Origin of the sequence: Sphaerisporangium flaviroseum, assembly GCF_039537005.1 — a bacterium.
Classification (GTDB): Bacteria; Actinomycetota; Actinomycetes; order Streptosporangiales; family Streptosporangiaceae; genus Sphaerisporangium; species Sphaerisporangium flaviroseum.
The window spans coordinates 134,864-157,433 of record NZ_BAAAZR010000063.1; the positions used below are offsets into that span (position 1 = coordinate 134,864).

Here is a 22,570-nt window from a genome sequence, read left to right on the forward strand (position 1 = left end):
TCCGCATAGGAAACTTCCCGAGCCGAGCGACGCGGGCGCGCCGTCGCGCGCGACATATTATGCCGATCCGGCCGGGGTCCGAGGGCCGTCGCCTAGTCTTCGTATGCCTCCAGCGGCGGGCAGGAGCAGACGAGGTTGCGATCGCCGTACGCCTGGTCGATGCGGCGCACCGGCGACCAGTACTTCCCCTCCCGCAGGGCCGGCACGGGGTAGGCCGCCTCGGTGCGCGTGTAGGGGTGCTTCCAGTCGTCGGCCACCAGGCAGTCGGCCGTGTGGGGGGCGTTGCGCAGCGGGTTGTCGGCCCTGTCGTAGGCCCCGGAGGCCACCTTGGCGATCTCGGCCCGGATGGCGATCATCGCGTCGCAGAACCGGTCGAGCTCGGCCAGGTCCTCGCTCTCGGTCGGCTCGATCATCAGCGTGCCCGCCACCGGGAACGACATGGTGGGCGCGTGGAAGCCGTAGTCGACCAGGCGCTTGGCGACGTCGTCGACCGTGACGCCGGTCTCCTTGGTGATCTGGCGCAGGTCGACGATGCACTCGTGGGCCACCAGGCCCTCGCGGCCGGTGTAGAGCACGGGATAGTGCGGGGCGAGCCGCCTGGCCAGGTAGTTGGCCGACAGGATCGCCTGCTCGGTGGCCGCCTTCAGGCCGTCGGCGCCCATCATCCTGACGTAGGCCCAGGAGATCGGCAGGATGCCCGCCGACCCGAAAGGCGCGGCCGCGACCGGGCCCACCGGGCCGTCCTCCAGGGGGTGCCCGGGCAGGTAGGGCGCCAGGTGCGAGCGGACCGCGACCGGGCCGACGCCGGGGCCGCCGCCGCCGTGCGGGATGCAGAACGTCTTGTGCAGGTTGAGGTGGGAGACGTCCGCTCCGAAACTCCCCGGCTTGGCCAGCCCGACGAGGGCGTTGAGGTTGGCCCCGTCGACGTACACCTGGCCCCCGGCCTCGTGGACCTGGTCGCAGATCGCGGTGATGGTCTCCTCGAACACGCCGTGGGTGGAGGGGTAGGTGACCATGATGGCCGCCAGCCGGTCACGGTGCTTCTCGATCTTGTCGCTGAGGTCGCCGACGTTGACGTTGCCCTCGTCGTCGCAGGCCACCACGACGACGCGCATACCGGCCATGACGGCGCTGGCGGCGTTGGTGCCGTGGGCCGAGGAGGGGATGAGGCAGACGTCGCGCTCGTTCTGGCCGTTGGCCCGGTGGTAGGCGCGGATGGCGAGCAGCCCGGCGAACTCGCCCTGCGAGCCCGCGTTGGGCTGCAGCGAGACGGCGTCGTAGCCGGTCACCTCGGCCAGCCAGCCCTCGAGGTCCTTGATCAGCTTCAGGTAGCCCTGGACCTGGTCGACCGGGGCGTAGGGGTGGATCCCGGCGAGCTCGGGCCAGGTGATCGGCTCCATCTCGGTCGTGGCGTTGAGCTTCATCGTGCAGGAGCCCAGCGGGATCATCGACCGGTCGAGCGCGATGTCCTTGTCCTGGAGCCTGCGCAGATAGCGCAGCATCGCGGTCTCGGACCGGTAGGAGTGGAACACCGGGTGGGTGAGGAAGGCGGTGGTGCGCAGCAACCCGGCGGGCAGCGCGTCGGAGGTGGCGGTGTCCAGGTCGTCCAGCACGATCTCGGTGAGGCCGAACGCCTCCCAGACGGCCGTCAGGTGGTCGGCGTTGGTCTTCTCGTCGCAGGTGACACCCACGTGGTCGGCGTCGGCGAGCCGCAGGTTCACGCCCTTGCCACGGGCCGCCGCGACGACGTCGGCCGCCCGTCCGGGGACGCGGACGAGGACGGTGTCGAAGAAGTCGTCGTGCACCACCTCGACCCCGGCGCCGCGCAGGCCCGCGGCGAGCACGGCGGCGTGGCGGTGCGTGCGCTGGGCGATCCGCTTGAGGCCTTCGGGACCGTGGTAGACGGCGTACATTCCGGCGATGACGGCGAGCAGCACCTGTGCGGTGCAGATGTTGCTGGTGGCCTTCTCGCGGCGGATGTGCTGCTCGCGGGTCTGCAGGGCCAGCCGGTAGGCGGGGCGGCCGTCGGCGTCCTGCGACACCCCCACCAGGCGGCCGGGCATCTGCCGCTGGAGCCCTTCGCGGACCGCCATGTACGCGGCGTGCGGGCCGCCGAACCCGAAGGGCACGCCGAAGCGCTGGGAGGAGCCGACGGCGATGTCGGCGCCCATGGACCCGGGAGCCTCGACCAGCGTCAGGGCGAGGAGGTCGGCGGCGGCGACCACCAGCGCGCCGCGCTCGTGGGCCTGGTCGGCGACCGCGCGGAAGTCCTTGATCTCGCCGCTCGCGCCGGGGTACTGCACCAGCACGCCGAACAGCTCGCCGTCGGGCAGCCCGCCGCCGAGGTCGGCCTCGACGAGTTCGATGCCGAGCGGCTCGGCGCGGGTGGCGAGCACCGCCTTGGTCTGGGGAAGCGTGTCGGCGTCCACGACGAACACCGGGGTCTTGGCACGGCCGGCGCGGCGGGCCAGCGTCATGGCCTCGGCCGCGGCGGTGGCCTCGTCCAGCAGCGAGGCGCCGGCGACGTCGAGCCCGGCAAGGTCGCTCACGACGGTCTGGAAGTTCAGGAGGGCCTCGAGGCGTCCCTGCGAGATCTCCGGCTGGTAGGGGGTGTAGGCGGTGTACCAGCCGGGGTTCTCCAGCAGGTTGCGGCGGATGACCGCGGGGGTGATCGTGTCGTGGTAGCCCAGGCCGATCATCGAGGTCAGCACCTCGTTGCGGGAGGCGAGCTCGCGTAGCTCGGCGATTGCCTCGGTCTCGCTCGCCGCCTCGGGAAGGTCGAGCGGGCCCTCCGCCCGGATCACCTCCGGTACCGCCAGGGCGATCAGGTCGGCGACCGACTCGTAGCCCACGGCCTCCAGCATGCGCGCCTGGTCGGCGTCCGCCGGTCCGATGTGCCGGGTGGCGAAGGGCGGTGCGGAAAGGTCGCGAAGCGGTGACCGATCGGTCATGGAGCCCTCCTGAAGGGGAATAGAGACCGGGCGCTGGACGCGCGCGTATGCCGGGTCTCCCCCTCTGTCAGCGCGACATCCTCATCGCGACCTGAGAGCTTCATCCCCATATAGAGGATTTGCACCGTCGGTGAGACACGCCTGGCGGACATGTCTACTTTCCAGAGTCGCCTCACCCGTGCGGTACGTGAGCCTGAGAGATTCCGGGGAGGTTGCTCCTTCGGCGCCCGGGTGCGCGCCGGCACCCACATGGAACGCGGAGCCGGTTCGTGCCTGGGACTCTCCCGCACAGGGTCGTAAGCCTTGGCCCAATCGTACCGTCCCGACCCCGGTAAGGGGTTACCCCTATCAGCCGGATTTGACGGTCTTTACCCCTGAGCTGCAATTTTGCCGCGATCCCGCCCCGTTCCTGCGGACTATGAAATGCCGCGGAACCCATCCCCGCCCCGGGAAGACGACGGGGTCACCCCGTCTTGCGGGCCTTCCTGCGCCGAGCCAGCTCGTCACCCGGGTGCTCCTCCATGGAGTCACTGTCGGCCGGCTCCACGCGTTCCCCCGGCAGCTCCGCGAGGGATCCCTCGACCTCACGCCACACACCGCCGAGAGCGATGCCGAACACGCCCTGGCCGCCCTCGAGCAGATCGATCACCTCGTCGGCCGAGGTGCACTCGTAGACGCTCACGCCGTCGCTCATCAGCGTGATCTGTGCCAGGTCGTTGACCCCGCGCTCGCGCAGGTGCTGCACCGCGGTGCGTATCTGCTGCAGCGACACCCCGGTGTCGAGCAGCCGCTTGACCACCTTGAGCACGAGGATGTCGCGGAAGCTGTAGAGCCGCTGGGATCCCGAGCCCTGCGCCGCCCGCACCGACGGCTCGACGAGCTGGGTGCGAGCCCAGTAGTCGAGCTGCCGGTACGTGATGCCGGCCGCCGAGCACGCCGTCGGGCCGCGGTATCCGACGTCGGCGGGCAGCGACGCCGGCCGCTCGTCGAACAACAGGCCCTGCTCACCCGCGCGCTCCCGCGCCGACTGGCGCTGGGCCGGATCATGCTGGCCGGCCGTCTTTCCCTCGCCGCTGCTGACCGCCACTGCGGACCTCCGGCTTTCTCTCATCCCACGGTCTGATCTGGGGGTTCGTGAATTACAACCGTGGTTTCCCTTGCACCGTAGGACTGGCGCGATCCGCAGTCAACGATCCCGCCCGGCGCGTCGTGAAGCGTAAATGCCCGATATGGCTAACCCGCACGACCGAAGTCCTCCGGTGTGATCGTGTCGAGGAACTCGCGGAACTTCTCCACCTCGTCCTCCTGGTCGTCGGGGATGATGACGCCGGCCTCGCGTACCACATCCTCACTGGCGAAGATGCTGGCCCCCGTGCGAAGGGCCAGCGCGATCGAGTCGGACGGGCGGGCGCTCACCTCGACCCCGTTGGAGAACACCAGGTCGGCGAAGAAGATGCCGTCACGCAGCGCCACGATGTTCACCGTCTGCAGCCGCACGCCGAGGGCCTCCACCACGTCTTTGAACAAGTCGTGAGTGAGCGGCCGGGGAGGCGGCTCCTCGGCCTGTGCCAGAGCAATGGCCGTGGCCTCGGTCATCCCAATCCAGATCGGCAGATAACGCTCACCCTTCGCCTCCTTGAGCAGGACGATGGGCTGGTTGGAGGGCATCTCGACGCGGACTCCCACGACCTCCATCTGCAACACAGGCTGCTCCGTCTCATTGGGTCACCGGGCCCGCTCCGGGCCTGTTCCCTTGCGGCTCTCGGCTAGCGGCGTGACCATCGCCGCAAAATTCAACGTAACATCCCGGCACCCCGAATTGTCCGGGCGGCTCCGTCACCGGCCCAGAATGCCCCTCAGACCACCCCGCACCAGGGCGGTGTGCAGCTCCAGGAGCAGCACGGAGAGCTCCCGGGCGGTCTCCTCGGCCTGATCGACGGCACCGGGGGCACGGCGGCGCAGCAGGGGCGCCACAGCCTGCTCGACGAGCCCCGCCTCGCGCTCCGCGGCGGCCTTGAGCACCCGCAGATGGCGGGGATGAAGGCCGAACCTCGCGAGCGCGCCGGAGGCCCTTGCGACGGTGAGGGCCTCGGCGTCGTACCACCGGGCGACGGGGGTCAGCAGCCCGTAGTCCTCGAGCTCGATCAGGGTCTCCTCGTCGAGCTCGGCGGCCCGCAGCAGCTCGGCGCGGCTCAGCCGGATCTCGGGGGCCGACGGCTCTGCCCCGACGGCACGGGGCCGCGGGACCCCGCCCGGGCCGTCGTGCCCGGCGGTGTCCAGGTGATCCTTGATCACCCGCAGCGGGAGGTAGCTGTCACGCTGGGCCGTGAGGATGTATCGCAGGCGGGCCACGTCGGCGTGGGTGAACTTGCGGTAGCCGGAGGGGGACCGCTGGGGCTCGATGAGCCCCTCGCCCTCCAGGAAGCGGATCTTGGAGACGGTGACGTCGGGGAAGTCGGCCCGGAGGACCTCGAGGACCTCCCCGATGCTCATGAACGCCCTGGCGGCCTGCGCGCTCATCACCGCTCCTCCTCACCCACGCGTGAGGAACACCAGCCGGAACTTGCCGATTTGCACTTCGTCACCGCCGGACAGCGGAAGCTCCTCGATGCGCTCCCGGTTGACGTAGGTGCCGTTGAGGCTGCCGACGTCCCTGGCGGTGAAGTAGTCCCCCCGCCGGTAGAACTCGGCGTGCCTGCGCGACACCGTCACATCGTCCAGGAAGATGTCGCTCTCGGGGTGACGACCCGCCGTGGTGAGGTCGCTGTCGAGCAGGAAACGGCTCCCGGCGTTCGGCCCCCGCATCACGACCAGAAGCGCCGTGCCGGGTGGCAGTTGCTCCACGGCCGTCCGGTCCGGAATGAGCGTCTGTCCTGTCGCGTCGCCGTCCATCGCCTCGATCCCGCTCAGGGAGATCGTGGAGGTGGTGTCCCCCGGCGTGTTCTCGACACGATTCAGCGGCGACCCGCACCGTGAGCAGAAACGGGCGTCGTCAGGGTTGGCATGACCGCACTGCGTGCAGTAGACGCTCGGCATCGATCGGCTCGGCCTCCTACCGCGAAGTCGCGGCGACGGTGCTGTGGGCGGCGTGCCTCGGTTCTTCGCTTCTCATGGTTGCTCAGACTGCGAATGCCGCAACTTACGCTGATGAGTCGCAAAGGTCAAGATGAGGGCAGCTCACGGGTTCGGACATGCTTGTGGTGGGGCTCGCTGGGGTCCTCGCTGAGGGGGGCTCGCGTGTTCCTGACGGCGCTCGCCCCTCGTTGCTTCGGACTCGGCTCGCCGCGCCGGTCCAAAGCTACCGCCCGCCGCGCCCTCCGGTCCATGCGGCGCGCCGTTCGAATGTGACCGGAAACGGCCGGTTCACGGCAGAACACGACCACCGGCGGGCGCTCAGGTGCCCACGGCCCGCTCGACGACGCGGGCCCAGCGCTCCAGCAGATCCTGGGCCACGTCGAGATCGTCGCCCTCGGCCCAGAGATGGGTCACCGCCTCGGTGGGGTCGGGGAGGATCAGGGCCCAGCCGCCGTCCTCCTCCACCACCCGCACGCCGTCGGTGGTGTCGAGCTGGTATCCGTCGGCGGCCTCGACGACCGACCGCATGACCGCCCCCTTGGCGGCCCACGGCGTCGGCACGGTGCGCTTGAGCATCTTGGCCTGCGGGATGCGGGCGTCGATCTGGCTGAGCGACAGCCGGGTGCGGGCCACCAGCCCGAGCAGGCGCAGGAAGGCGGCCAGGCCGTCGACGGTGGGGGCGAACTCCGGGACGATGAAACCGCCGCGCCCGTCGGCCGCGAAGATCAGCTCCGGGTCGGCCGCGGCGGAGGTCAGGGCGTCCAGAGCCGTGGAGGTCCACTGCACCTGGGCTCCGTGGAAGCGGCACACCTGCTCGGCGACGCGGGTGGTGGTCACCGGCAGCGCCACCCTGCCGCCGCGCCGCTCGGCCGCCACCAGGTCGAGCACGACCAGCTGGGCGCGCTCCTCACTGATCAGCTGGCCCATTTCGTCCACCAGGGAGATGCGCTCCCCCACCGGGTCGAAGCGCACGCCGAAAGCGGCCCTGGAGGACGCCACGAGCTCCGCCAGGCGCTGCAGGTCCCGGCGGCGCTCGGCGAGCGTCTCGGTCGGCGAGGCGTCGTCCAGGCGGTTGTTGACGGTCAGCACGTCGACCCCGACCCGGCCGAGCAGGCTGGGCAGTACCAGCGAGGAGGTGCCGCCGGCGCAGTCGATGACGACCTTCATCTCGGCGTCCCGCACGCCGGACATGTCGATCCAGCGCAGCAGCTCGCGCGTGTAGTCCTCGACGGCCCTGGCCGGGAAGCTCAGCTCCGCGATCTCGCCGGGGAAGGCGCGGCGGAACTCCTGCCGGGAGAAGACCCGTTCCAGCTTGCGCTGGGCGCCCTGCGACAGGTCGGCGCCGTTCTCGTCCATGAAGATGATGTCGACGCTCTGGGGGTCGCCCGGAGTGGTGCGCAGCGCGATGCCGCCAGAGGCGGTCTCGTTGGAGGTGTGGAAGCGTGCGACGGGCAGCGGGGCGGCCTCCAGGTCGAGCACGTTGATCGCGCTGGCGGTGAGCGCGCTGATGACCGCCCGCTTGAGCGCGCGGGCCGCCCGCGATGAGTCGCGCGAGGTGATGACCGACGCGCCCTTCTTCAGCGTGGTGGCGTAGGCGCTGGCGAGGCGCACGCACAGCTCGGGGGTGATCTCGACGTTGACCAGGCCGGAGACGCCGCGCGGGCCGAACAGGCTGCGCTGGCCGCGCGACTCCCAGATGACGCTGGTGTTGACCACCGCGCCCGCCTCGATGGTCTTGAACGGGTAGATCTTGACGCCGGAGGAGACGTAGGCCTCGGCCTCGATCACGCACTCGTCGCCGACGATGGCGTTCTCCTCGATGCGCGCGCCGGTCATCACGTCGGTGTTCTTGCCGATCACGCAGCCGCGCAGGTGGGCGCTCGGCCCGATGTAGACGTTGTCGTGGACGACGGCGCGGTGCAGGAACGCGCCCTCCTTCACCACGACGTTGTCGCCGAGGACGGTGAACTCGCGAAGCTCGGCGCCGGCCTCGACCTTGGCGTAGCCGCCGATGTAGAGCGGGCCCTTCAAGATGGCGTCGGGGTCGACCGAAGCGCCCTCGGCCACCCAGACCCCCGGCGAGAGCTCGAAACCGTCGGCGTCCAGCCTCACCCGCCCCGACAGGGCGTCCGCCTGGGCCTTCAGGTAGCTCTCGTGGGTGCCGATGTCCTCCCAGTAGCCGCCCGCCACGTAGCCGTACAGCGGCGCGCCCTGCGCCAGCAGCTTGGGGAACACATCGCCCGACCAGTCGACCGGCACGCCGGTGGCGACCTCGTCGAGGACCTCGGGCTCCATGACGTACACGCCGGTGTTGACCGTGTCGGAGAAGACCTGCCCCCAGGTGGGCTTCTCCAGGAAGCGCTGCACCCTGCCGTGCTCGTCGACGATGATGATCCCGAACTCCAGGGGGTTCGGGACGCGTTTGAGGCCGATGGTGACCAGGGCCCCGTTCTCCTCGTGGAAGCGGAGCATGTCGGTCAGGTCGATGTCGGTCAGCGCGTCCCCGGAGATCACCAGGAAACGCTCGTCGCGCAGCTTGTCGGCGGCGTTCTTCACGCTCCCCGCGGTGCCGAGCGGGATCTCCTCGGTGGCGTAGTGCAGGCTCATGCCCAGCTCGTCGCCGTCGCCGAAGTAGTTGCGCACCAGTGCGGCCAGGAACTGCACGGTCACGACGGTCTCGGTGAAGCCGTGACGTCTCAGCAGGCGGAGCACGTGCTCCATGATCGGCCGGTTGACTACGGGAAGCAGGGGTTTGGGCTGGTTGGCGGTCATCGGCCGCAGCCGAGTCCCCTCCCCGCCCGCCATCACGACGGCCTTCACAGATCACCCTCCGGATCTTTCGTCACGGTGGGCACACGGTCACGCTCGCGCGGGCGATCGCCGTGGAGACCCGCCGGGACGGACCCCACGATCGCTCATGCCCGGCTCGCCCCTCCGATGAGCCGACGCCCTTGAACCACGTACAGCGCCCCCGCCCACCAATACAGACCTGTTCCCCAGATGACGAAGGCCCATCCCATGATCTGGGCTACGTCGGCGTACCAGCCGTCGTGGGACGCGAGGAACAGCAGCGGGAAGGCGTAGAGAAGGTTGGCCGTCGCGGCCTTGCCGAGGAAGTGGACCGGCAGCGCCGAGCCCAGGCCGTGCCTCCGCAGGATGGGGACGCAAAGGAGCAGCACCACATCTCTGCCGATGATGAGGGCGGCCAGCCACCAGGGGATGACCTCGCGCAACGTCAGCCCGATCAGCGTAGCCAGGATGTAGAGCCGGTCGGCGAGCGGGTCGAGCAGCCTGCCGAGGTTGCTGGTCTGGTTCCACGCGCGTGCGATCTTGCCGTCGAGCCAGTCGGAGAACCCGGCCGTCATGAGCAGCGCCAGAGCCCACCCGTCGGCCTTGGGCCCGAGCACCAGCCACAGGAACACCGGCACCCCGAGCAGCCGCAGCAGGCTCAGCGCGTTCGGGACCGTCCAGATGCGGTCCTCCGCCGATTTCACCCATGACCCCCTTCGTGACCCTGGTGCCGACCCTACCGGTGCGCGGCTCCGGACGGCGGCGGGGACGAGCCCCATACGGGACGTATCGTTGGAGGACGAACCTCCGTGTCAGCCCATTAGGTGCGTCACAGGACTTCACCGGTAAAAACGGCATCCTGTCCTCAGTGGGGATGGCATCCTCCAGAGGGTCACGAGATCGGCCGGACGAGGAAGCGAGCGGACCATTTTGTTCTCGAGGGGCAATGGCAAGGCCAACGACGCGGCCCTTTTCTTCGGGCAGTTCATGCGGTCGCCCGGCACCACCGGAGCGGTCGCGCCCAGCTCGCGGCGGCTGGCGAAGGTGGTCGCCACACCGATCCCCGAGCGCGGGGACCCGGTGGTCGTCGAACTCGGCCCGGGAACGGGTGTGTTCACCGACGAGATCCAGCGGCGCCTGGGCGCGCGCGGAGATCATCTGGCCGTCGAGATCAACCCCCGGCTCGCCGCGCTCCTGGCCAACCGGCATCCTCGTGCCAAGATCATTGTCGCCGACGCCGTCGGCCTGCCCGCGTTGCTCACCGAGCACGGGCACGAGCAGGCCGACGTGGTGATCAGCGGGCTGCCGTGGGGGGCCTTCCCCGCCGGGCTGCAGGACAAGCTGCTCGGGGCGATTCGGGAGGTGCTCACGCCGGGCGGGGCGTTCACCACCTTCGCCTACGTCCACGCCCGCACGCTGCCGCCGGCCATGCGCTTCCGCCGCCGCCTGCTTGAGTCCTTCGAGGAGGTCGTGGTCAGCAGGACCGTCTGGGCCAACGTGCCGCCGGCCTTCGTCTACCACGCCAGGCGCCCGCGTCACTGACCGTCGCACGCTGACCGAACTTCGTTCTACCATTGCGCGGGCAACGGGAATGGAGTGATCACGGTGGACTTCACGCTTCCGGAGAGCGCTCAGGACGTCCAAAGGGGTATCGCGGACATCTGCTCGCGCTACGACATGGACTACTGGCAGCGGTGCGAGGCGGAAAAGCGCTGGCCGGAGGAGGTCTGGGCCGAGCTGGCCAAAGGCGGCTGGCTGGGCCTGGCCGTGCCCGAGGAGTACGGCGGAGGCGGTCAGGGGCTGCTGGAGCTCACCGTGGCCACCGAAACGCTGTCGGCCTCGGGCTCGGCCGGCGGATCGGCGTTCACCTACGTGCTCACCCCCGGCTTCGGCGCGATGACGCTCGCCCGGCACGGCTCGGCCGAGCAGAAGGCGGCGCTGCTGCCCAGGCTGGCCGCCGGTGAGGCCGAGACCTGCTTCGCGCTCACCGAGCCCGACGCCGGGTCCAACTCCCTGGCCATATCGACCTTCGCCCGCCGCGACGGCGGCGAGTACGTGATCAACGGTCAGAAGATCTGGATCACCGGCGTCCAGCGGGCCGCCTGGATGCTGCTGGTCGCCCGCACCATCCCGGCCGCCGAGGCGAGGCCGCGCGCCAACGGCCTCACCGTCTTCCTGGTCGACGTGCCCGCGGCGGTGGCGGCGGGCGGTCTGTCCTACCGCCCGATCCCGAAGATGGGGGCGAACACCACCCCCTCGAACATGGTCTTCCTCGACGATCTGCGGGTCCCCGCCACCAGCGTGCTGGGCCAGGTGGACCAGGGCGCGGCCGTGCTGTGGGACATCCTCAACCCCGAGCGGATCCTGCTGGGGGCCAGCGCCCTCGGGGCGGCGGAGGTGGCGCTGCGGGTCGCGGTCGCCTACGCCAAGGAACGCGAGGTCTTCGGCCGGCCGATCGGCGCCAACCAGGCCATCGCCTTCCCGCTCGCGCAGGTCAAGGCGAAGATCGAGCTGGCGAGGCTGATGCTCTACAAGGCGGCCTGGCTGTTCGACCGGCACCTGCCCTGCGGCACCGAGGCCAACATCGCCAAGCTCACGGCCTCGCAGGCGGCGTGGGAGGCGGCCGACCACGCCTTCCAGACCCACGGCGGGATGGCCTACTCCCTGGAGTACCCCGTGGCCCGGCTGCTGGCGGACGCCCGCATCGGCAAGGTCGCGCCCGTCACCGAGGAGCTCCTGCTCAACTACCTGGCTACGCAGGTGCTCGGCCTGCCCCGCAGCTTCTGAGCCCGGGGCGCCGGGCCTGCCCCGGCGCCTCCGGGATGGCGCCTCACTACGGGATGGCGGCCTCGACCAGCGCGTCCACCAGGCGGTTGTCGTTCCCGCGCTCAGGGTGCCACTGGACGCCCACGCAGAACCGGTGGCCCTGGAGCTCGACGGCCTCGACGATCTGGTCATCGGCCCAGGCGACGGCCAGCAGCCCCTCACCGAGCCGCTTGAGCCCCTGGTGGTGGGGGGTGGCCACCTCGATGCGGTCGCCCACCGCCTTGCCCACCTTGCTGGACACGCTGATCTGGATCACGTGCGGCGTGCTTGCGGCGTGCCGCTCGTGGTGGACGGCCTCGGGCAGCCAGGGGATCAGGGTGCCGCCCAGGGCGACGTTGAGCACATGCATGCCGCGGGCCACGCCGAGCACGGGAAGGCCCGCCTGGATCGCCGCCCGGGCCAGCGTGATCTCGAACCGGTCGCGCTGCGGCTGGGGCTCCTCGACCCGCTCGTCCCGCTCCTCGCCGTAGGCGCCGGGATCGACCTCCACACCGCCGGCCAGGATGAGCCCCGAGAGGCCACGGATGTAGCCGTCGATCGCTCCCATGGCGAGCGGGGGGATCAGCACCGCCGCGCCTCCGGCCTTGTCCACCGCCTTCGCGTAGGCGGGCGGCGAGAGCACGGCCTCGCGGACCCACGTGCCCCAGCGGGCGGCGTCGAAGTAGGTGGTGATACCGATCAGCGGTCGGGACATACGTTCTCCAGGGGCTCGCGCAAGGTCGTACCGCCATGTCGCGGCGGCACCCAGCCCATCAGCAGTGGTAGACCCATCATGGCGCACAACATTTCGGGTATGTCACGTATCCGGGTATCAGTCCCGTCACTTCCGCCCCATTTGCCCCATCAGCCACATGCGCCCCAGGGGCACCATCTCCCCTCCGGCGCCGCCTCGGGCGGCTCCCGGCCGGCTCCCCGGTCGCGGCGTCCATGGCCACGGCGGGCCGCCCGCAGATCTCGCAATTCATGATTCTTTGTCATTGCAGGAGAAATGACCTGGCGATCAAAAACCGGTCAATGCGAATGTGATTCTCTTTCATCTCCATTCGTCAGGGCCTTCACAGCCCCATTACGGAGAATCACGCACCACTTACGAAGAGTTCGCTTTCCCCTCACCTTGTGGTGAAACGGTTGTGACGCTCATGTGTGAATGGAAGACTTCAATTCGAGCGATCGGTTGAGCCGGGGCCGCCGGACGCTCGCGACCCGGACCGTCAGGGAGGTGGAACAACATGATCGGATGGTAAATCCGATCAATTAAGGGCGTCGACAAATGTCGTTGAATCCACGTCTGGTCAAGGAAAGTTTCTCTGCCATCCAACCCGTGATGGCCAAGGCCGTCGCGTACTTCTACGGTCGGCTGTTCGCCGAGAGCCCGCACCTTCGGAGCATGTTCCCTCCCGCGATGGACGTTCAGAGAGACCGCCTGTTCGGCGCGCTCACACGCATCGTCTGGAGCCTGGACAGCCCCGGCAGCCTCGGGTTCTACCTCGGGCAGCTGGGCAGGGACCACCGCAAGTACGGTGTGCTGGCCGAGCACTACACCGCGGTCGGCAACGCGCTGCTGGCGACGATCAAACGCTTCGCGGGCGACACCTGGACGACCGAGATCGAGGCCGCGTGGGTGGCCGCCTACACCGCCGCGGCCAACCTGATGATCGAGGCCGCCGAGGCCGACGCGGGCGTCTCCCCCGCATGGTGGCTGGCGGAGGTGGTCGACCACGAGCTGCACACGCCGGACATCGCGGTCATCACCCTGCGCCCCGGCACCCCGATGCCCTTCGTCGCCGGGCAGTACCTCAACGTGCAGGTCGCCCGATGGCCACGCGTGTGGCGCACCTTCTCCATCGCCAACGCCCCCCGGCCCGACAACACCATCCGGCTCCATGTGCGGGCGGTCAGCGGCGGGTGGGTCAGCACGACCCTGGTCTCGCACACCAGGATCGGCGACACCCTGCTCCTGGGCCCGCCGATGGGCACCATGGTCCCGCCGGATGGAGAGGAGATGCGCGACGTCCTCTGCGTCGCGGGCGGCACCGGGCTGGCGCCGATCAAGGCCATCGTCGAGCACATCATCGCCTCAGGGCGCCGGCCCAACATCCACCTGCTCGTCGGCGCGCGCACCTCCTCGGAGCTGTACGACCTGGGAGACCTGATCCGCATGGAGTCCACGTTCCCGTGGCTGCGCGTGCTGCCGGTGGTGTCCCACCAGCCCGCCTACGACGGCATGCGCGGCCTGCTGCCGGACGTCGTGCAACGCTTCCACTCCTGGGCCGGCCACGACGTCTACGTGTGCGGCCCCCCTGCCATGGTCCGCGAGACCGTGCGCAGGCTGCAGGGCGACGGCGTCCCCCCCGCGCGCATCCACTGTGACCCGGTGAACGGCGATTCTTGGCACGATCCTGGCGATCAATCAGAAATCCGAGGACGTTCCGGGCGAACTGATCACCCAAATACCGTGGAGTCCGGCGGCTGTCCCGGCAACGTGACACGATGATGCCGATCCGCGTGCAGCGGCAAGAACACGTTGACCGGGCCACCGCGCCGAGCCGGGGGGACAGGCGACGCGGCCCGGCGTCGCGAAAGGAAGAGCGATCATGCAGGGCACGCTGCTCGCCGTCGGTACGAGGCGGCTCTCTCCCTCCATCGCCCCGGCCCGCTCTGCCGCACCGGCGGTGCTCTGACTCCCATGGCCAAGCCGGTCACACTTGTGACGTTCGTGTTACCCAGCACGCTCGGGCACTGGGGTAGCGGGGCGACCGAGGTGCGGGTCTTCGCCGTGGCGGACTCCGACGAGGGCCGCCCCACGCTGGGCGCCGCGCTCCACACCCTGCGCCGCACCCATCCGATGCTGGAGAAGCGGCTGTGCGACGAGTACGGCGGGATCCGCCGGCACATCAGCATGTTCGTGTGCGGAGAGAACGCCCGCCGCCTCGGCGGGCTCTCGTGCGCCCTCCCTCCGGGCGCGGAGGTCTACGTCCTGCCCGCCCTGTGAGCTCCGCCTCGTGCCGGCCTAGGGGGCGACGCGACCGGCGGCGTTGAAGGCGGCGTAGGTGAGCGGCATCAGCTCGGCCCACAGCGCCTCCATCTTCTCGGCCACCATCTCGATCTCGCGCTGCGGGAACGACGGCACGGTGGCGCGCTCGTCCTTGGTCCGCAGGGACAGGAAGTGCATCAGCGAGCGGGCGTTGCACGTGGCGTACATCGAGGAGAACAGGCCGACCGGCAGCACCGCCCGCGCGACCTCCCTGGCGACCCCCGCCTCCAGCATCTCCTGGTAGCTCTCGTACGACCGCCGGTAGGACGTCTCCATGGCCTCGGCGACCAGCTTGTGCTGATCGTCGTCGCCCTCGACGAACCGGTAGCGCCCCGGCTTTCCCTCCTGCACGAGCTTGCGCGACCGCCCCGGCACATAGAACACCGGCTGCAACTCGCGATACCTCCCGCTCTCCTCGTTGTACGACCAGCCCACCCTGTGGCGGTGGAATTCGCGGAAGACGAGGATGGGGGCGCTGATGAAGAAGGTCATGGAGTTGTGCTCGAAAGGGCTGCCGTGCCGGTCGCGCATCAGGTAGTTGATCAGGCCCTTGGAGCGCTCCGCGTCCTGGCCGACCGCCTCCAGGGACTGCTCGCCCGCCGTGGAGACCCTGGCCGCCCACACCACATCGGAGTCGGCCGCGCTGTGCCTGACCAGCTCTACCGTCACGTCACTGAGAAATTCCATCGGCATCCCCTCGTTCGCCGCCGTACATCGTAGACGAGCGCTCAGGTGATGTCGCGGCGGATGGTGGTGACCGAGGCCACGGTCGCGAAGAGCGCGGCGTACCCGATCAGCAGCGCGGCCCCCGCCCAGGCCGGCAGGTAGCCGCCCCCGAGCGGTGAGGACACCCCGTAGACGGCCTGGGCCGCCCCTCCCGGCAGCCACTTGCCGACGCTCGGCAGCAGGGCGACCAGCAGGTTCTCAAGGACGTACACCCAGCCGATGCCGACCACGATGGCGGCCACCTGGTTGCGCAGCAGGGATCCCAGTGCGAGGCCGAGGATCGTGTAGAGGGCCATCGCGGCGACCGTTCCGGCGCAGACGCGCGCCACGTCGGCTCCGATGAGCGACAGGCTCGCCCCCTTGATCAGCATCGCGGGGACGCCGACGGCGAAGGCCAGGGCGATGCCGGCCAGGCCGAAGAACGTGCCCACGATCGCGCAGGCGACGAGCTTGGCGCCCACCACCCGTTGCCGGCGGGGCGTCACCAGGAAGGTGTGCGTGATCGTCTGGAAGCGGTACTCCCCCGTGATCAGCAGGGTGCCGATGACGAAGGCGAAAACCAGCCCGGAGCCCGCCTGGCTGAACAGGTTCCGCACCCCGTCCGGCTCGCTGAGGGAGGGCGCCCCCTGGCCTCCCGAGAGAATGCTCAGCGCGACCAGCCCGATCGCGGTGAAGCCCAGCGACAGCGCGAGCATGCCCCACACCATGCGGGTGGTGAAGACCTTCTGCAGCTCCGCCCTGACCAGCCGGATCATCGCGCGCCTCCCGAGGTCTCGGTCACGGCGGGCACGGCTTCCGCGGTGGCCACGCCGCCCCCGCCCTCAGGGGGCGCGTCCGCGGGTTCGCCGGTGAGCTCCAGGAAGACCCGTTCGAGATCGGATCGCCGCCGGACCAGCTCCGACAGCACGACCCCCTCGTCGAGCGCCGCCTGGCCCACCGTCTCGGGTGGGGCGCCGTGCACCAGCAGCACGCCGCTCTCGGGGGATTCGACCGTGGCGCCCGCCGCCTCCAGCCGGGCCCGCAGCCGCTGGACCTCCGCGCCGGCGACCCTGACGCCCCGGTCGCCGTCCGAGGTCAGCTCCGCCAGCGTGCCCTGCCGGATCATGCGGCCCTGGGCGATGATCACGACGTTGTCCACGGTCTGCTCGACCTCGGCAAGGACGTGGCTGGAGACGAGCACGGCGCACCCCTGGTCGTCGGCGAGGAACCGCAGGAAGCCGCGCAGCCACTGGATCCCGGCGGGGTCCAGGCCGTTGGCGGGCTCGTCGAGGATCAGGATCTTGGGCTTGCCGATCAGCGCGGTCGCCAGGGCGAGGCGCTGGCGCATGCCGAGGGAGAAGCCGGCCACCCGCTTGCCGGCGTCGCCGGCGAGGCCGACCTGGTCGAGTGACTCGTCTGCGCGGACGTCCGGCAGACCGGCGGCGGTGCACAGCACCCTCAGGTGGTTGCGTGCCGTACGGCCGGGGTGGAAGCTCGTCGCCTCCAGCACCGCGCCCACCTCGGTGAGCGGCGCGACCAGGTCGGCGTACCGGCGGCCGTTGACCAGCGCCTGGCCGGAGTCGGGGGTGACCAGGCCGAGCAGGGAGCGCAGCGTCGTGGTCTTACCGGCCCCGTTCGGGCCGAGGTAGCCCGTGACGGTACCGGCCGCGACGGTGAAGGACACGTCGTTCACGGCACGGACCGCCCCGAACGACTTGGTGAGGTTTCGGATCTCAATGGCAGCCATCACCCCTGATTATCGGGGTGATCCGATCTCCAGGACTAGCGATTTACCCGATATCCAAGCAATTGCCGCGCGGAACCGGCTAAAGCCGGTACACGCGGCGGGCGTTGCCGGAGCCGAGCATGTGGGCGACGCGGGCCGCGTCGGAGGCGTTCCACTCCCCCTGCTGCAGGCGGGCGGCGAGCGCGCGGGTCAGCCCGCGCCGGAAGTACAGGGCGCCGAGGAGGCACATCTCGGCGACGCCGTGGCAGTCGGAGCTGAACATCAGCTTGTGGAAGGGCACCAGCTCCAGCAGCTCGCCGATGATCGTGGCCGAGCCCGCCGCGGTGTAGGTCAGGGCCAGGCCCACGTCGACGTACACATGGGGGAAGACGCCGGCCAGGTAGGCCGCCTGCCGGTGGAACGGGTAGCAGTGCAGCAGGATCACCGGGACGCCCACCGGCCGCACCGCCCTGATGAAGCCGGTCATCAGGGCCGGGTCGGACCGGTGCAGGTCGATGCCCGGATCGCCGTAGCCGGTGTGGAACTGCAGGGGCAGGCCGCGGTCGCGGGCGATGTCCACGGCCGTCCACAGCAGGTGGCGCAGCAGGATCGGATCGTCGAGCCGCTCACCGGGCTCGGTCAGCCGCCGGCCGGCGGCGGCGATCACCGAGCCCCGGCTCGGCCGCGCCGGGTCGAAGTCCAGGCCGTACCGGTAGGCGACGATGGACTTGAGGCCGACGGCCCGGGACGCCCGGGCGGCGAGCCGCTCGGCGAGCGTGTGGATGTAGCCGACGGCGGTGAGCCCTTCCTGGGCGACCTCCTCCTCGACGTGCTCCAGCCGCACGATCTCGTCGGCGGCCGCGCCGCCGAGACGTCCCATCTCGGCGGCGGAGAGCAGCTCGCGGCCGCCCCGTCCCGCGTCGACCAGGAACGCCACCACTCCGGCCGCGCGCAGCAGCCGCTTGTTGGCCTCGGCGGGGCCGAGCTCGGTCCTGCGGGCGAGGTAGACCGCGGGGGGCGCGTGCGGGTCGAGCCCGAGCACCGGGGCGCACCATCGCCGGATCGCCGTGCCCACCGGGGTGTCGAAGTGGGTGGTGCCCGGGGGCGCCGGGGTGCCCGCCTCGGTGATCAGCATCTCGAACTGCGAGCGGGTGAGCTCGCCGCGGCGCACCCCGTGGCAGTGGTGGTCGACCAGCGGGGCGAGCAGCGCCGCCCGGACCGCGCCGGGGACCGAGGCCGGCAGTATGTCGTCCGGTTCCATCGGTCACCTCGCCCCGCTCGTCGGTTGTCGGATCGCGCCCGCCCACGATGCCGGGCGCCCCAGCCAGTGGACTCTAGGGGCCCGCCCGCACCTCGGCCGGGGCTTCGTCCCCGCCTTTACTCAACCCCGGCACAGCCTCAACACGTTGGCGACGATCGCGGCTCCCGCGCCGCCTTCCGCGGTGAGGATGGACTCGGGGTGGAACTGGACGGCGAACCGCCGGTTGGCGGTGTCCTCGATGGCCATGACCGCGCCGTCCGGCGTGAGCGCGGTGACCGTGAAGCCCTCCACCCCGGCCCGCTTGGCGTGCAGCGAGTGGTAGCGGGCGGCGGTGAACTCCTGCGGGAGCCCGTCCAGCAGCGCGCTCTCGCCCACCCGGCCGACCTGGCCGCGCTTGCCGTGCTCGGGGTGCGGCAGCAGCGACAGGGTGCCGCCCGCGTGCTCGACCATGGCCTGCAGCCCGAGGCAGACCCCGAAGACGGGCAGATCGCGCGCGTACAGCGCGTCCACGAGGGCCGAGCAGCCGAAGTCGGACGGCCATCCGGGGCCGGGCGAGAGCACCACCATGCTCGGCGCGACCTCGTCGAGCATCGTGAGCGGGAAGCCGTGGCGCAGGGTGACGACGTCGGCGCCGTGCTGGCGGAAGTAGTCGGCGAGGGTGTTGACGAAGGAGTCCTCGTGGTCCACCAGCAGGACCTTCATGCCCTGCCCCGGCCGCTCGGCCCGTGGCGCGCTCTCGGCCCGCGCCTGGGGGGCGCCGACGGCGGCGAGCGCTCCGAGCAGGGCGCTGGCCTTGAGCTCGGTCTCGCGCTCCTCGGCTTCGGGCTCGGAGTCGAACAGCAGCGTCGCGCCGGCGCGGACGGTCGCGACGCCCCCGCGGATCTGGGCGGTGCGCAGGGTGAGGCCGGTGTTCATGGACCCGTCGAACCCGAGGTAGCCGACGGCGCCGCCGTACCAGCGCCGGGCGGTCGCCTCGTGGTCCTCGATGAACTGCATCGCCCAGGTCTTGGGCGCGCCGGTGACGGTGACGGCCCACATGTGGGTGAGGAAGGCGTCCAGGGCGTCGAACTCGGGGCGAAGGCGGCCTTCGATGTGGTCGACGGTGTGGATGAGGCGGGAGTACATCTCGATCTGGCGGCGGCCGATGACCTGCACCGAGCCCGGGACGCAGACGCGCGACTTGTCGTTGCGGTCGACGTCGGTGCACATGGTCAGCTCGGACTCCTCCTTCACCGAGCTGAGCAGGGTGCGGATGGCCTCGGCGTCCTCGACGGGGTTGGTGCCGCGCGCGATCGTGCCGGAGATCGGGCAGGTCTCGACCCGGTCGCCCTGGACGCGGACGTACATCTCAGGGGAGGCGCCGACCAGGTGCTCGCCCTCTCCGAGGTTGAACAGGAACTCGTAGGGGGCGGGGTTGCTGTGGCGCAGGCCCCGGTAGAAGCTCGACGGGTCGTCGCAGGGGGCGTGGAAGACCTGCCCGGGGACCACCTCGAACAGGTCGCCGCGCCGGAACTTCTGCTTGGCGGCCTCCACGACCGCGGCGTACTCCCCCCTTACCGGGTCATCGGGGAGCCGGGCGGGGGCGGGGGTCAGCGGGACGGACTCCCCCGTGCGCTCGAGGCCACGGGTGGAGACGCCGTCGACGGTGAACTCGTACAGGTACTCCCGGCTGGTCTCCCGCTTGCGGTCGATCACCATGACGCGGTCGGGCAGGTGCAGGACCAGGTCGCGCTGGTCGTCCGCCCGGTCGAGCACCTGCCGGATCGGCTCGAACTGGAAGGCCAGGTCGTAGCCGAACGCCCCGTACAGGCCGAGGTGCTCGTCGTCGCCGGAGAACGCGGCGATGATCTCGCGGATGGCGGTGAAGACCGTGGGACGGCGGCTGCGCATCTCCTCGGGCAGGATGTCCTCGGACGCGGGGACGTGGACCTCGACGTGGTCCTCGGTCGGCTCCGTGGTGGTCTTGCCGGCGGCCAGCAGGCAGGAGGTCACGGCGGGCAGCACGACCCGGCCCCGCTCGTTGAGCGCCCGCGCGGAGATGTCACGGCCCCGGGCGACGATCTCCAGGACCGGGTCGATGTAGGCGAGGTGCCATCGGCTGTACCGGCCGGGGTACTCCATGCCGGAGGAGAGAACGCCGCCGCGACGCTCGCCGAGCGAGGAGACGACCTTCTCCAGCACGGTCTCAGGAACGTCGGCGGTCGTCACTTCGACATCGATGCCGCCAGCGGTGGTATATCCGCTCGTGTCCACCCTTGCCTTGCCCTTCTCGATCTTCGATTGGCCCCGGGTGGGCATGAAAAAGGCCGCCTCCCGGGGCGGCCGTCCGAATTGAATGCGAAACACGCGCCGCCTACAAGCAGCGCCACCACTGGGCAGAGGCGATCGTTCGCATGGCCAAATGGTATAGGCATCGCGGGCCCCGCCGCCACTTCTTCGGGCCAAGAGTCGGCCGCGAGATCGGGGGCCGGGTGACGTCGGTCACAGCGCCCGGCGGCTGATAGCACTAGCATGTTACCAGTGGGTAACGAACTGCTTACATCATCCGGGGTATGACTCCGCTTACAGCGAGGAGCGCTCATGGATCGGGTTCAGTTCCGGGTGGTCGTCCACAGGGACATGCAGGTCCCCATGCCGGACGGCGTCCTCCTGCTGGCCGACCGCTACATCCCGATCGGCGTGAGCAGGCCGCCGACCATCCTCATCCGCTCGCCGTACGGCCGGCGCGGCCTATTCGGACTGGCCTACGGCAGGGCCTTCGCGCGCCAGGGCTTCCAGGTGATCCTGCAGAGCTGCCGGGGCGGCTTCGGCTCGGGCGGTGAGCTGGCCCCGCTCGACGAGCAGGACGACGGCCTGGCGACGGTCGAGTGGATGCGCGCCCAGTCCTGGTACGGGGGCAGCTTCGCCATGCACGGCCCCAGCTACCTCGGTTACGCCCAGTGGGCGATCGCCCCGTACGTGGGCCCCGACCTCAAGGCCATGGCGACGCAGGTCACCGCGTCCCAGTTCCGGGACGCCGCCTACGTCGGAGGTTCCTTCGCGCTGGAGTCCACCCTGAGCTGGAGCACGCTGACCGCCCTGATGTCCGGCCCGCTCAGCGGTGCGGCGGTGTTCTTCGCGCCGCGCAGGACCCAGCGTGCCGTGCTGTCGGGCCGGCCGGTCGGCGAGCTGGACCGGCTGGCGGCCGGTCGCTCACTGCCGTTCTTCCAGGAGGTGCTCACCCACCACGCCGACCCCGCCGTCCCGTTCTGGAAGAAGAGGGACTTCTCCTCTGCCGTGGGCGAGGTGGACGCGGCCGTGACCATGACGGGCGGCTGGTACGACGTCTTCCTGCCGTGGCAGCTCAAGGACTACATCGCCATGCGCGCCGCGGGACGGCAGCCGTACCTCACGGTGGGGCCCTGGCACCACGCCGACGTGCGGCACGGGCGCCTGGCGAACCTCGACGCGCTGGCGTGGTTCCGCGCCCATCTGCTGGGCGACGCCTCCGGCCTGCGCGCGAGCCCCGTCCGCCTGTACGTCACCGGCGCGGGCGAGTGGCGCGACTTCGACGACTGGCCGGTGCCGGGCATGAAGCAACGCCGCTGGCACCTGCAGCCGGGGTTCGCCCTGGCGCCGGGCAACCCCGGCGAGTCCTTTCCCGACCGGTACCGCTACAACCCGGCCAGGCCCACCCCCGTGTCCGGCGGCCCGACGCTGCTCGGCAACTCCGCGCCCCGCGACAACCGGCGCCTGGAGGCGCGGTCCGACGTGCTCGTCTACACCGGTGAGACGCTCGGTGAGGACCTGGACCTGATCGGCCCGGTCGCCGCGGAGGTCTTCCTGCGCTCCAGCACGCAGCACACCGACCTGGTGGTCCGGGTGTGCGACGTGCATCCGGACGGCACCTCGCTCAACGTGTGCGAGGGCGTCAGGCGGCTGCAGCCCGGCGCGCCGCCCGTGGACTCCGAGGGCGTGCGCCGCGTCGAGGTCGAGCTGTGGCCGATCGCCCACCGCTTCCAGCGGGGCCACCGCGTACGGGTGCACGTGACCAGCGGCGCCTACCCGCGGCTGGCCCGCAACCTCGGCACCGGCGAGCCCCTCGGCACCGGCCGCACGGCGGTCGCGGCCGACCAGGAGATCTTTCACGACCCTGAGCATCCCTCGGCGATCGTCTTGCCGCACGCCTCGGGCTGACCGGTTCCTCGCGCCGGTCCACACTG

18 protein-coding genes and 1 riboswitch are annotated in these 22,570 nt (G+C 70.5%); of the genes, 5 read left to right on the forward strand and 13 right to left on the reverse strand.

What is annotated here, in order from left to right:
* Positions 1-92 precede the first annotated feature (92 nt).
* From gcvP to clsA, 7 genes are all read right to left on the reverse strand, one after another.
* Complete coding sequence (gcvP, locus tag ABD810_RS39860) at positions 93-2,951, reverse strand: aminomethyl-transferring glycine dehydrogenase (RefSeq protein ID WP_344953340.1); 2,859 nt, start codon at positions 2,949-2,951, stop codon at positions 93-95.
* A gap of 171 nt (positions 2,952-3,122) precedes the next feature.
* Positions 3,123-3,248, reverse strand: a riboswitch (glycine riboswitch).
* Between the two features lie 166 nt (positions 3,249-3,414).
* Positions 3,415-4,038, reverse strand: coding sequence for a MerR family transcriptional regulator (locus ABD810_RS39865; protein WP_344953343.1), 624 nt, complete (start codon positions 4,036-4,038; stop codon positions 3,415-3,417).
* A gap of 146 nt (positions 4,039-4,184) precedes the next feature.
* On the reverse strand, positions 4,185-4,655 hold the full coding sequence (locus ABD810_RS39870) for a bifunctional nuclease family protein (protein ID WP_262840304.1): 471 nt from the start codon (positions 4,653-4,655) through the stop codon (positions 4,185-4,187).
* A gap of 132 nt (positions 4,656-4,787) precedes the next feature.
* Positions 4,788-5,471 (reverse strand): transcriptional regulator FtsR, encoded by a 684-nt coding sequence (gene ftsR / locus ABD810_RS39875; RefSeq protein ID WP_344953348.1) that lies wholly within the window; start codon positions 5,469-5,471, stop codon positions 4,788-4,790.
* Between the two features lie 12 nt (positions 5,472-5,483).
* Positions 5,484-5,987 (reverse strand): FHA domain-containing protein, encoded by a 504-nt coding sequence (locus tag ABD810_RS39880; RefSeq protein ID WP_344953351.1) that lies wholly within the window; start codon positions 5,985-5,987, stop codon positions 5,484-5,486.
* Between the two features lie 357 nt (positions 5,988-6,344).
* On the reverse strand, positions 6,345-8,846 hold the full coding sequence (locus ABD810_RS39885) for a sugar phosphate nucleotidyltransferase (protein WP_344953355.1): 2,502 nt from the start codon (positions 8,844-8,846) through the stop codon (positions 6,345-6,347).
* Between the two features lie 95 nt (positions 8,847-8,941).
* Complete coding sequence (clsA, locus tag ABD810_RS39890; RefSeq protein WP_344953360.1) at positions 8,942-9,520, reverse strand: cardiolipin synthase ClsA; 579 nt, start codon at positions 9,518-9,520, stop codon at positions 8,942-8,944.
* 226 nt (positions 9,521-9,746) lie between these two features.
* Between clsA and ABD810_RS39895 the strand changes: the two genes are divergently transcribed.
* Positions 9,747-10,358, forward strand: coding sequence for a class I SAM-dependent methyltransferase (locus tag ABD810_RS39895; protein WP_344953365.1), 612 nt, complete (start codon positions 9,747-9,749; stop codon positions 10,356-10,358).
* 63 nt (positions 10,359-10,421) lie between these two features.
* Positions 10,422-11,603 carry an acyl-CoA dehydrogenase family protein gene (locus ABD810_RS39900; protein WP_344953371.1) on the forward strand — a complete coding sequence of 394 codons (1,182 nt, stop codon included), beginning with the start codon at positions 10,422-10,424 and terminating at the stop codon, positions 11,601-11,603.
* 46 nt (positions 11,604-11,649) lie between these two features.
* Here the strand turns inward: ABD810_RS39900 and ABD810_RS39905 are convergent, their stop codons facing one another.
* Positions 11,650-12,336 carry a gamma-glutamyl-gamma-aminobutyrate hydrolase family protein gene (locus ABD810_RS39905; RefSeq protein ID WP_344953376.1) on the reverse strand — a complete coding sequence of 229 codons (687 nt, stop codon included), beginning with the start codon at positions 12,334-12,336 and terminating at the stop codon, positions 11,650-11,652.
* 630 nt (positions 12,337-12,966) lie between these two features.
* Here ABD810_RS39905 and ABD810_RS39910 point away from each other — a divergent pair.
* Both ABD810_RS39910 and ABD810_RS39915 read left to right on the forward strand, forming a co-directional pair.
* On the forward strand, positions 12,967-14,136 hold the full coding sequence (locus ABD810_RS39910) for a globin domain-containing protein (protein ID WP_344953381.1): 1,170 nt from the start codon (positions 12,967-12,969) through the stop codon (positions 14,134-14,136).
* 192 nt (positions 14,137-14,328) lie between these two features.
* Entirely contained in the window at positions 14,329-14,634 is a 306-nt protein-coding gene (locus ABD810_RS39915) for a ubiquitin family protein (protein WP_344953384.1), read from the forward strand.
* Positions 14,635-14,652: 18 nt separating this feature from the next.
* Here the strand turns inward: ABD810_RS39915 and thyX are convergent, their stop codons facing one another.
* From thyX to ABD810_RS39940, 5 genes are all read right to left on the reverse strand, one after another.
* On the reverse strand, positions 14,653-15,363 hold the full coding sequence (gene thyX / locus ABD810_RS39920) for an FAD-dependent thymidylate synthase (protein WP_344953386.1): 711 nt from the start codon (positions 15,361-15,363) through the stop codon (positions 14,653-14,655).
* 41 nt (positions 15,364-15,404) lie between these two features.
* Positions 15,405-16,157: an ABC transporter permease gene (locus tag ABD810_RS39925; protein WP_344953389.1), complete on the reverse strand. Its 753-nt coding sequence runs from the start codon at positions 16,155-16,157 to the stop codon at positions 15,405-15,407.
* Entirely contained in the window at positions 16,154-17,128 is a 975-nt protein-coding gene (locus ABD810_RS39930; RefSeq protein WP_344953393.1) for an ABC transporter ATP-binding protein, read from the reverse strand. The genes ABD810_RS39925 and ABD810_RS39930 overlap by 4 nt, the downstream gene beginning before the upstream one ends.
* Before the next feature lie 79 nt (positions 17,129-17,207).
* Positions 17,208-18,368, reverse strand: a complete 1,161-nt coding sequence (locus tag ABD810_RS39935; protein ID WP_344953396.1) for an amidohydrolase family protein — start codon at positions 18,366-18,368, stop codon at positions 17,208-17,210.
* A gap of 120 nt (positions 18,369-18,488) precedes the next feature.
* Positions 18,489-20,666: an anthranilate synthase component I gene (locus tag ABD810_RS39940; protein WP_425567053.1), complete on the reverse strand. Its 2,178-nt coding sequence runs from the start codon at positions 20,664-20,666 to the stop codon at positions 18,489-18,491.
* A 282-nt stretch (positions 20,667-20,948) separates the two neighbouring features.
* Here ABD810_RS39940 and ABD810_RS39945 point away from each other — a divergent pair, with 282 nt between their 5' ends.
* Positions 20,949-22,544 carry a CocE/NonD family hydrolase gene (locus ABD810_RS39945; protein ID WP_344953399.1) on the forward strand — a complete coding sequence of 532 codons (1,596 nt, stop codon included), beginning with the start codon at positions 20,949-20,951 and terminating at the stop codon, positions 22,542-22,544.
* Positions 22,545-22,570 lie beyond the last annotated feature (26 nt).

What these genes read in the sequence shown, in the direction of transcription:
- ABD810_RS39930 (WP_344953393.1), bottom strand. Translation starts at nt 17,128, where the DNA reads ATGGCTGCCATTGAGATCCGAAACCTCACCAAGTCGTTCGGGGCGGTC.
- thyX (WP_344953386.1), bottom strand. Translation starts at nt 15,363, where the DNA reads ATGGAATTTCTCAGTGACGTGACGGTAGAGCTGGTCAGGCACAGCGCG.
- ftsR (WP_344953348.1), bottom strand. Translation starts at nt 5,471, where the DNA reads ATGAGCGCGCAGGCCGCCAGGGCGTTCATGAGCATCGGGGAGGTCCTC.
- gcvP (WP_344953340.1), bottom strand. Translation starts at nt 2,951, where the DNA reads ATGACCGATCGGTCACCGCTTCGCGACCTTTCCGCACCGCCCTTCGCC.
- ABD810_RS39925 (WP_344953389.1), bottom strand. Translation starts at nt 16,157, where the DNA reads ATGATCCGGCTGGTCAGGGCGGAGCTGCAGAAGGTCTTCACCACCCGC.
- ABD810_RS39910 (WP_344953381.1), top strand. Translation starts at nt 12,967, where the DNA reads ATGGCCAAGGCCGTCGCGTACTTCTACGGTCGGCTGTTCGCCGAGAGC.
- ABD810_RS39905 (WP_344953376.1), bottom strand. Translation starts at nt 12,336, where the DNA reads ATGTCCCGACCGCTGATCGGTATCACCACCTACTTCGACGCCGCCCGC.
- ABD810_RS39945 (WP_344953399.1), top strand. Translation starts at nt 20,949, where the DNA reads ATGGATCGGGTTCAGTTCCGGGTGGTCGTCCACAGGGACATGCAGGTC.
- ABD810_RS39935 (WP_344953396.1), bottom strand. Translation starts at nt 18,368, where the DNA reads ATGGAACCGGACGACATACTGCCGGCCTCGGTCCCCGGCGCGGTCCGG.
- ABD810_RS39880 (WP_344953351.1), bottom strand. Translation starts at nt 5,987, where the DNA reads ATGCCGAGCGTCTACTGCACGCAGTGCGGTCATGCCAACCCTGACGAC.
- ABD810_RS39915 (WP_344953384.1), top strand. Translation starts at nt 14,329, where the DNA reads ATGGCCAAGCCGGTCACACTTGTGACGTTCGTGTTACCCAGCACGCTC.
- ABD810_RS39940 (WP_425567053.1), bottom strand. Translation starts at nt 20,666, where the DNA reads ATGCCCACCCGGGGCCAATCGAAGATCGAGAAGGGCAAGGCAAGGGTG.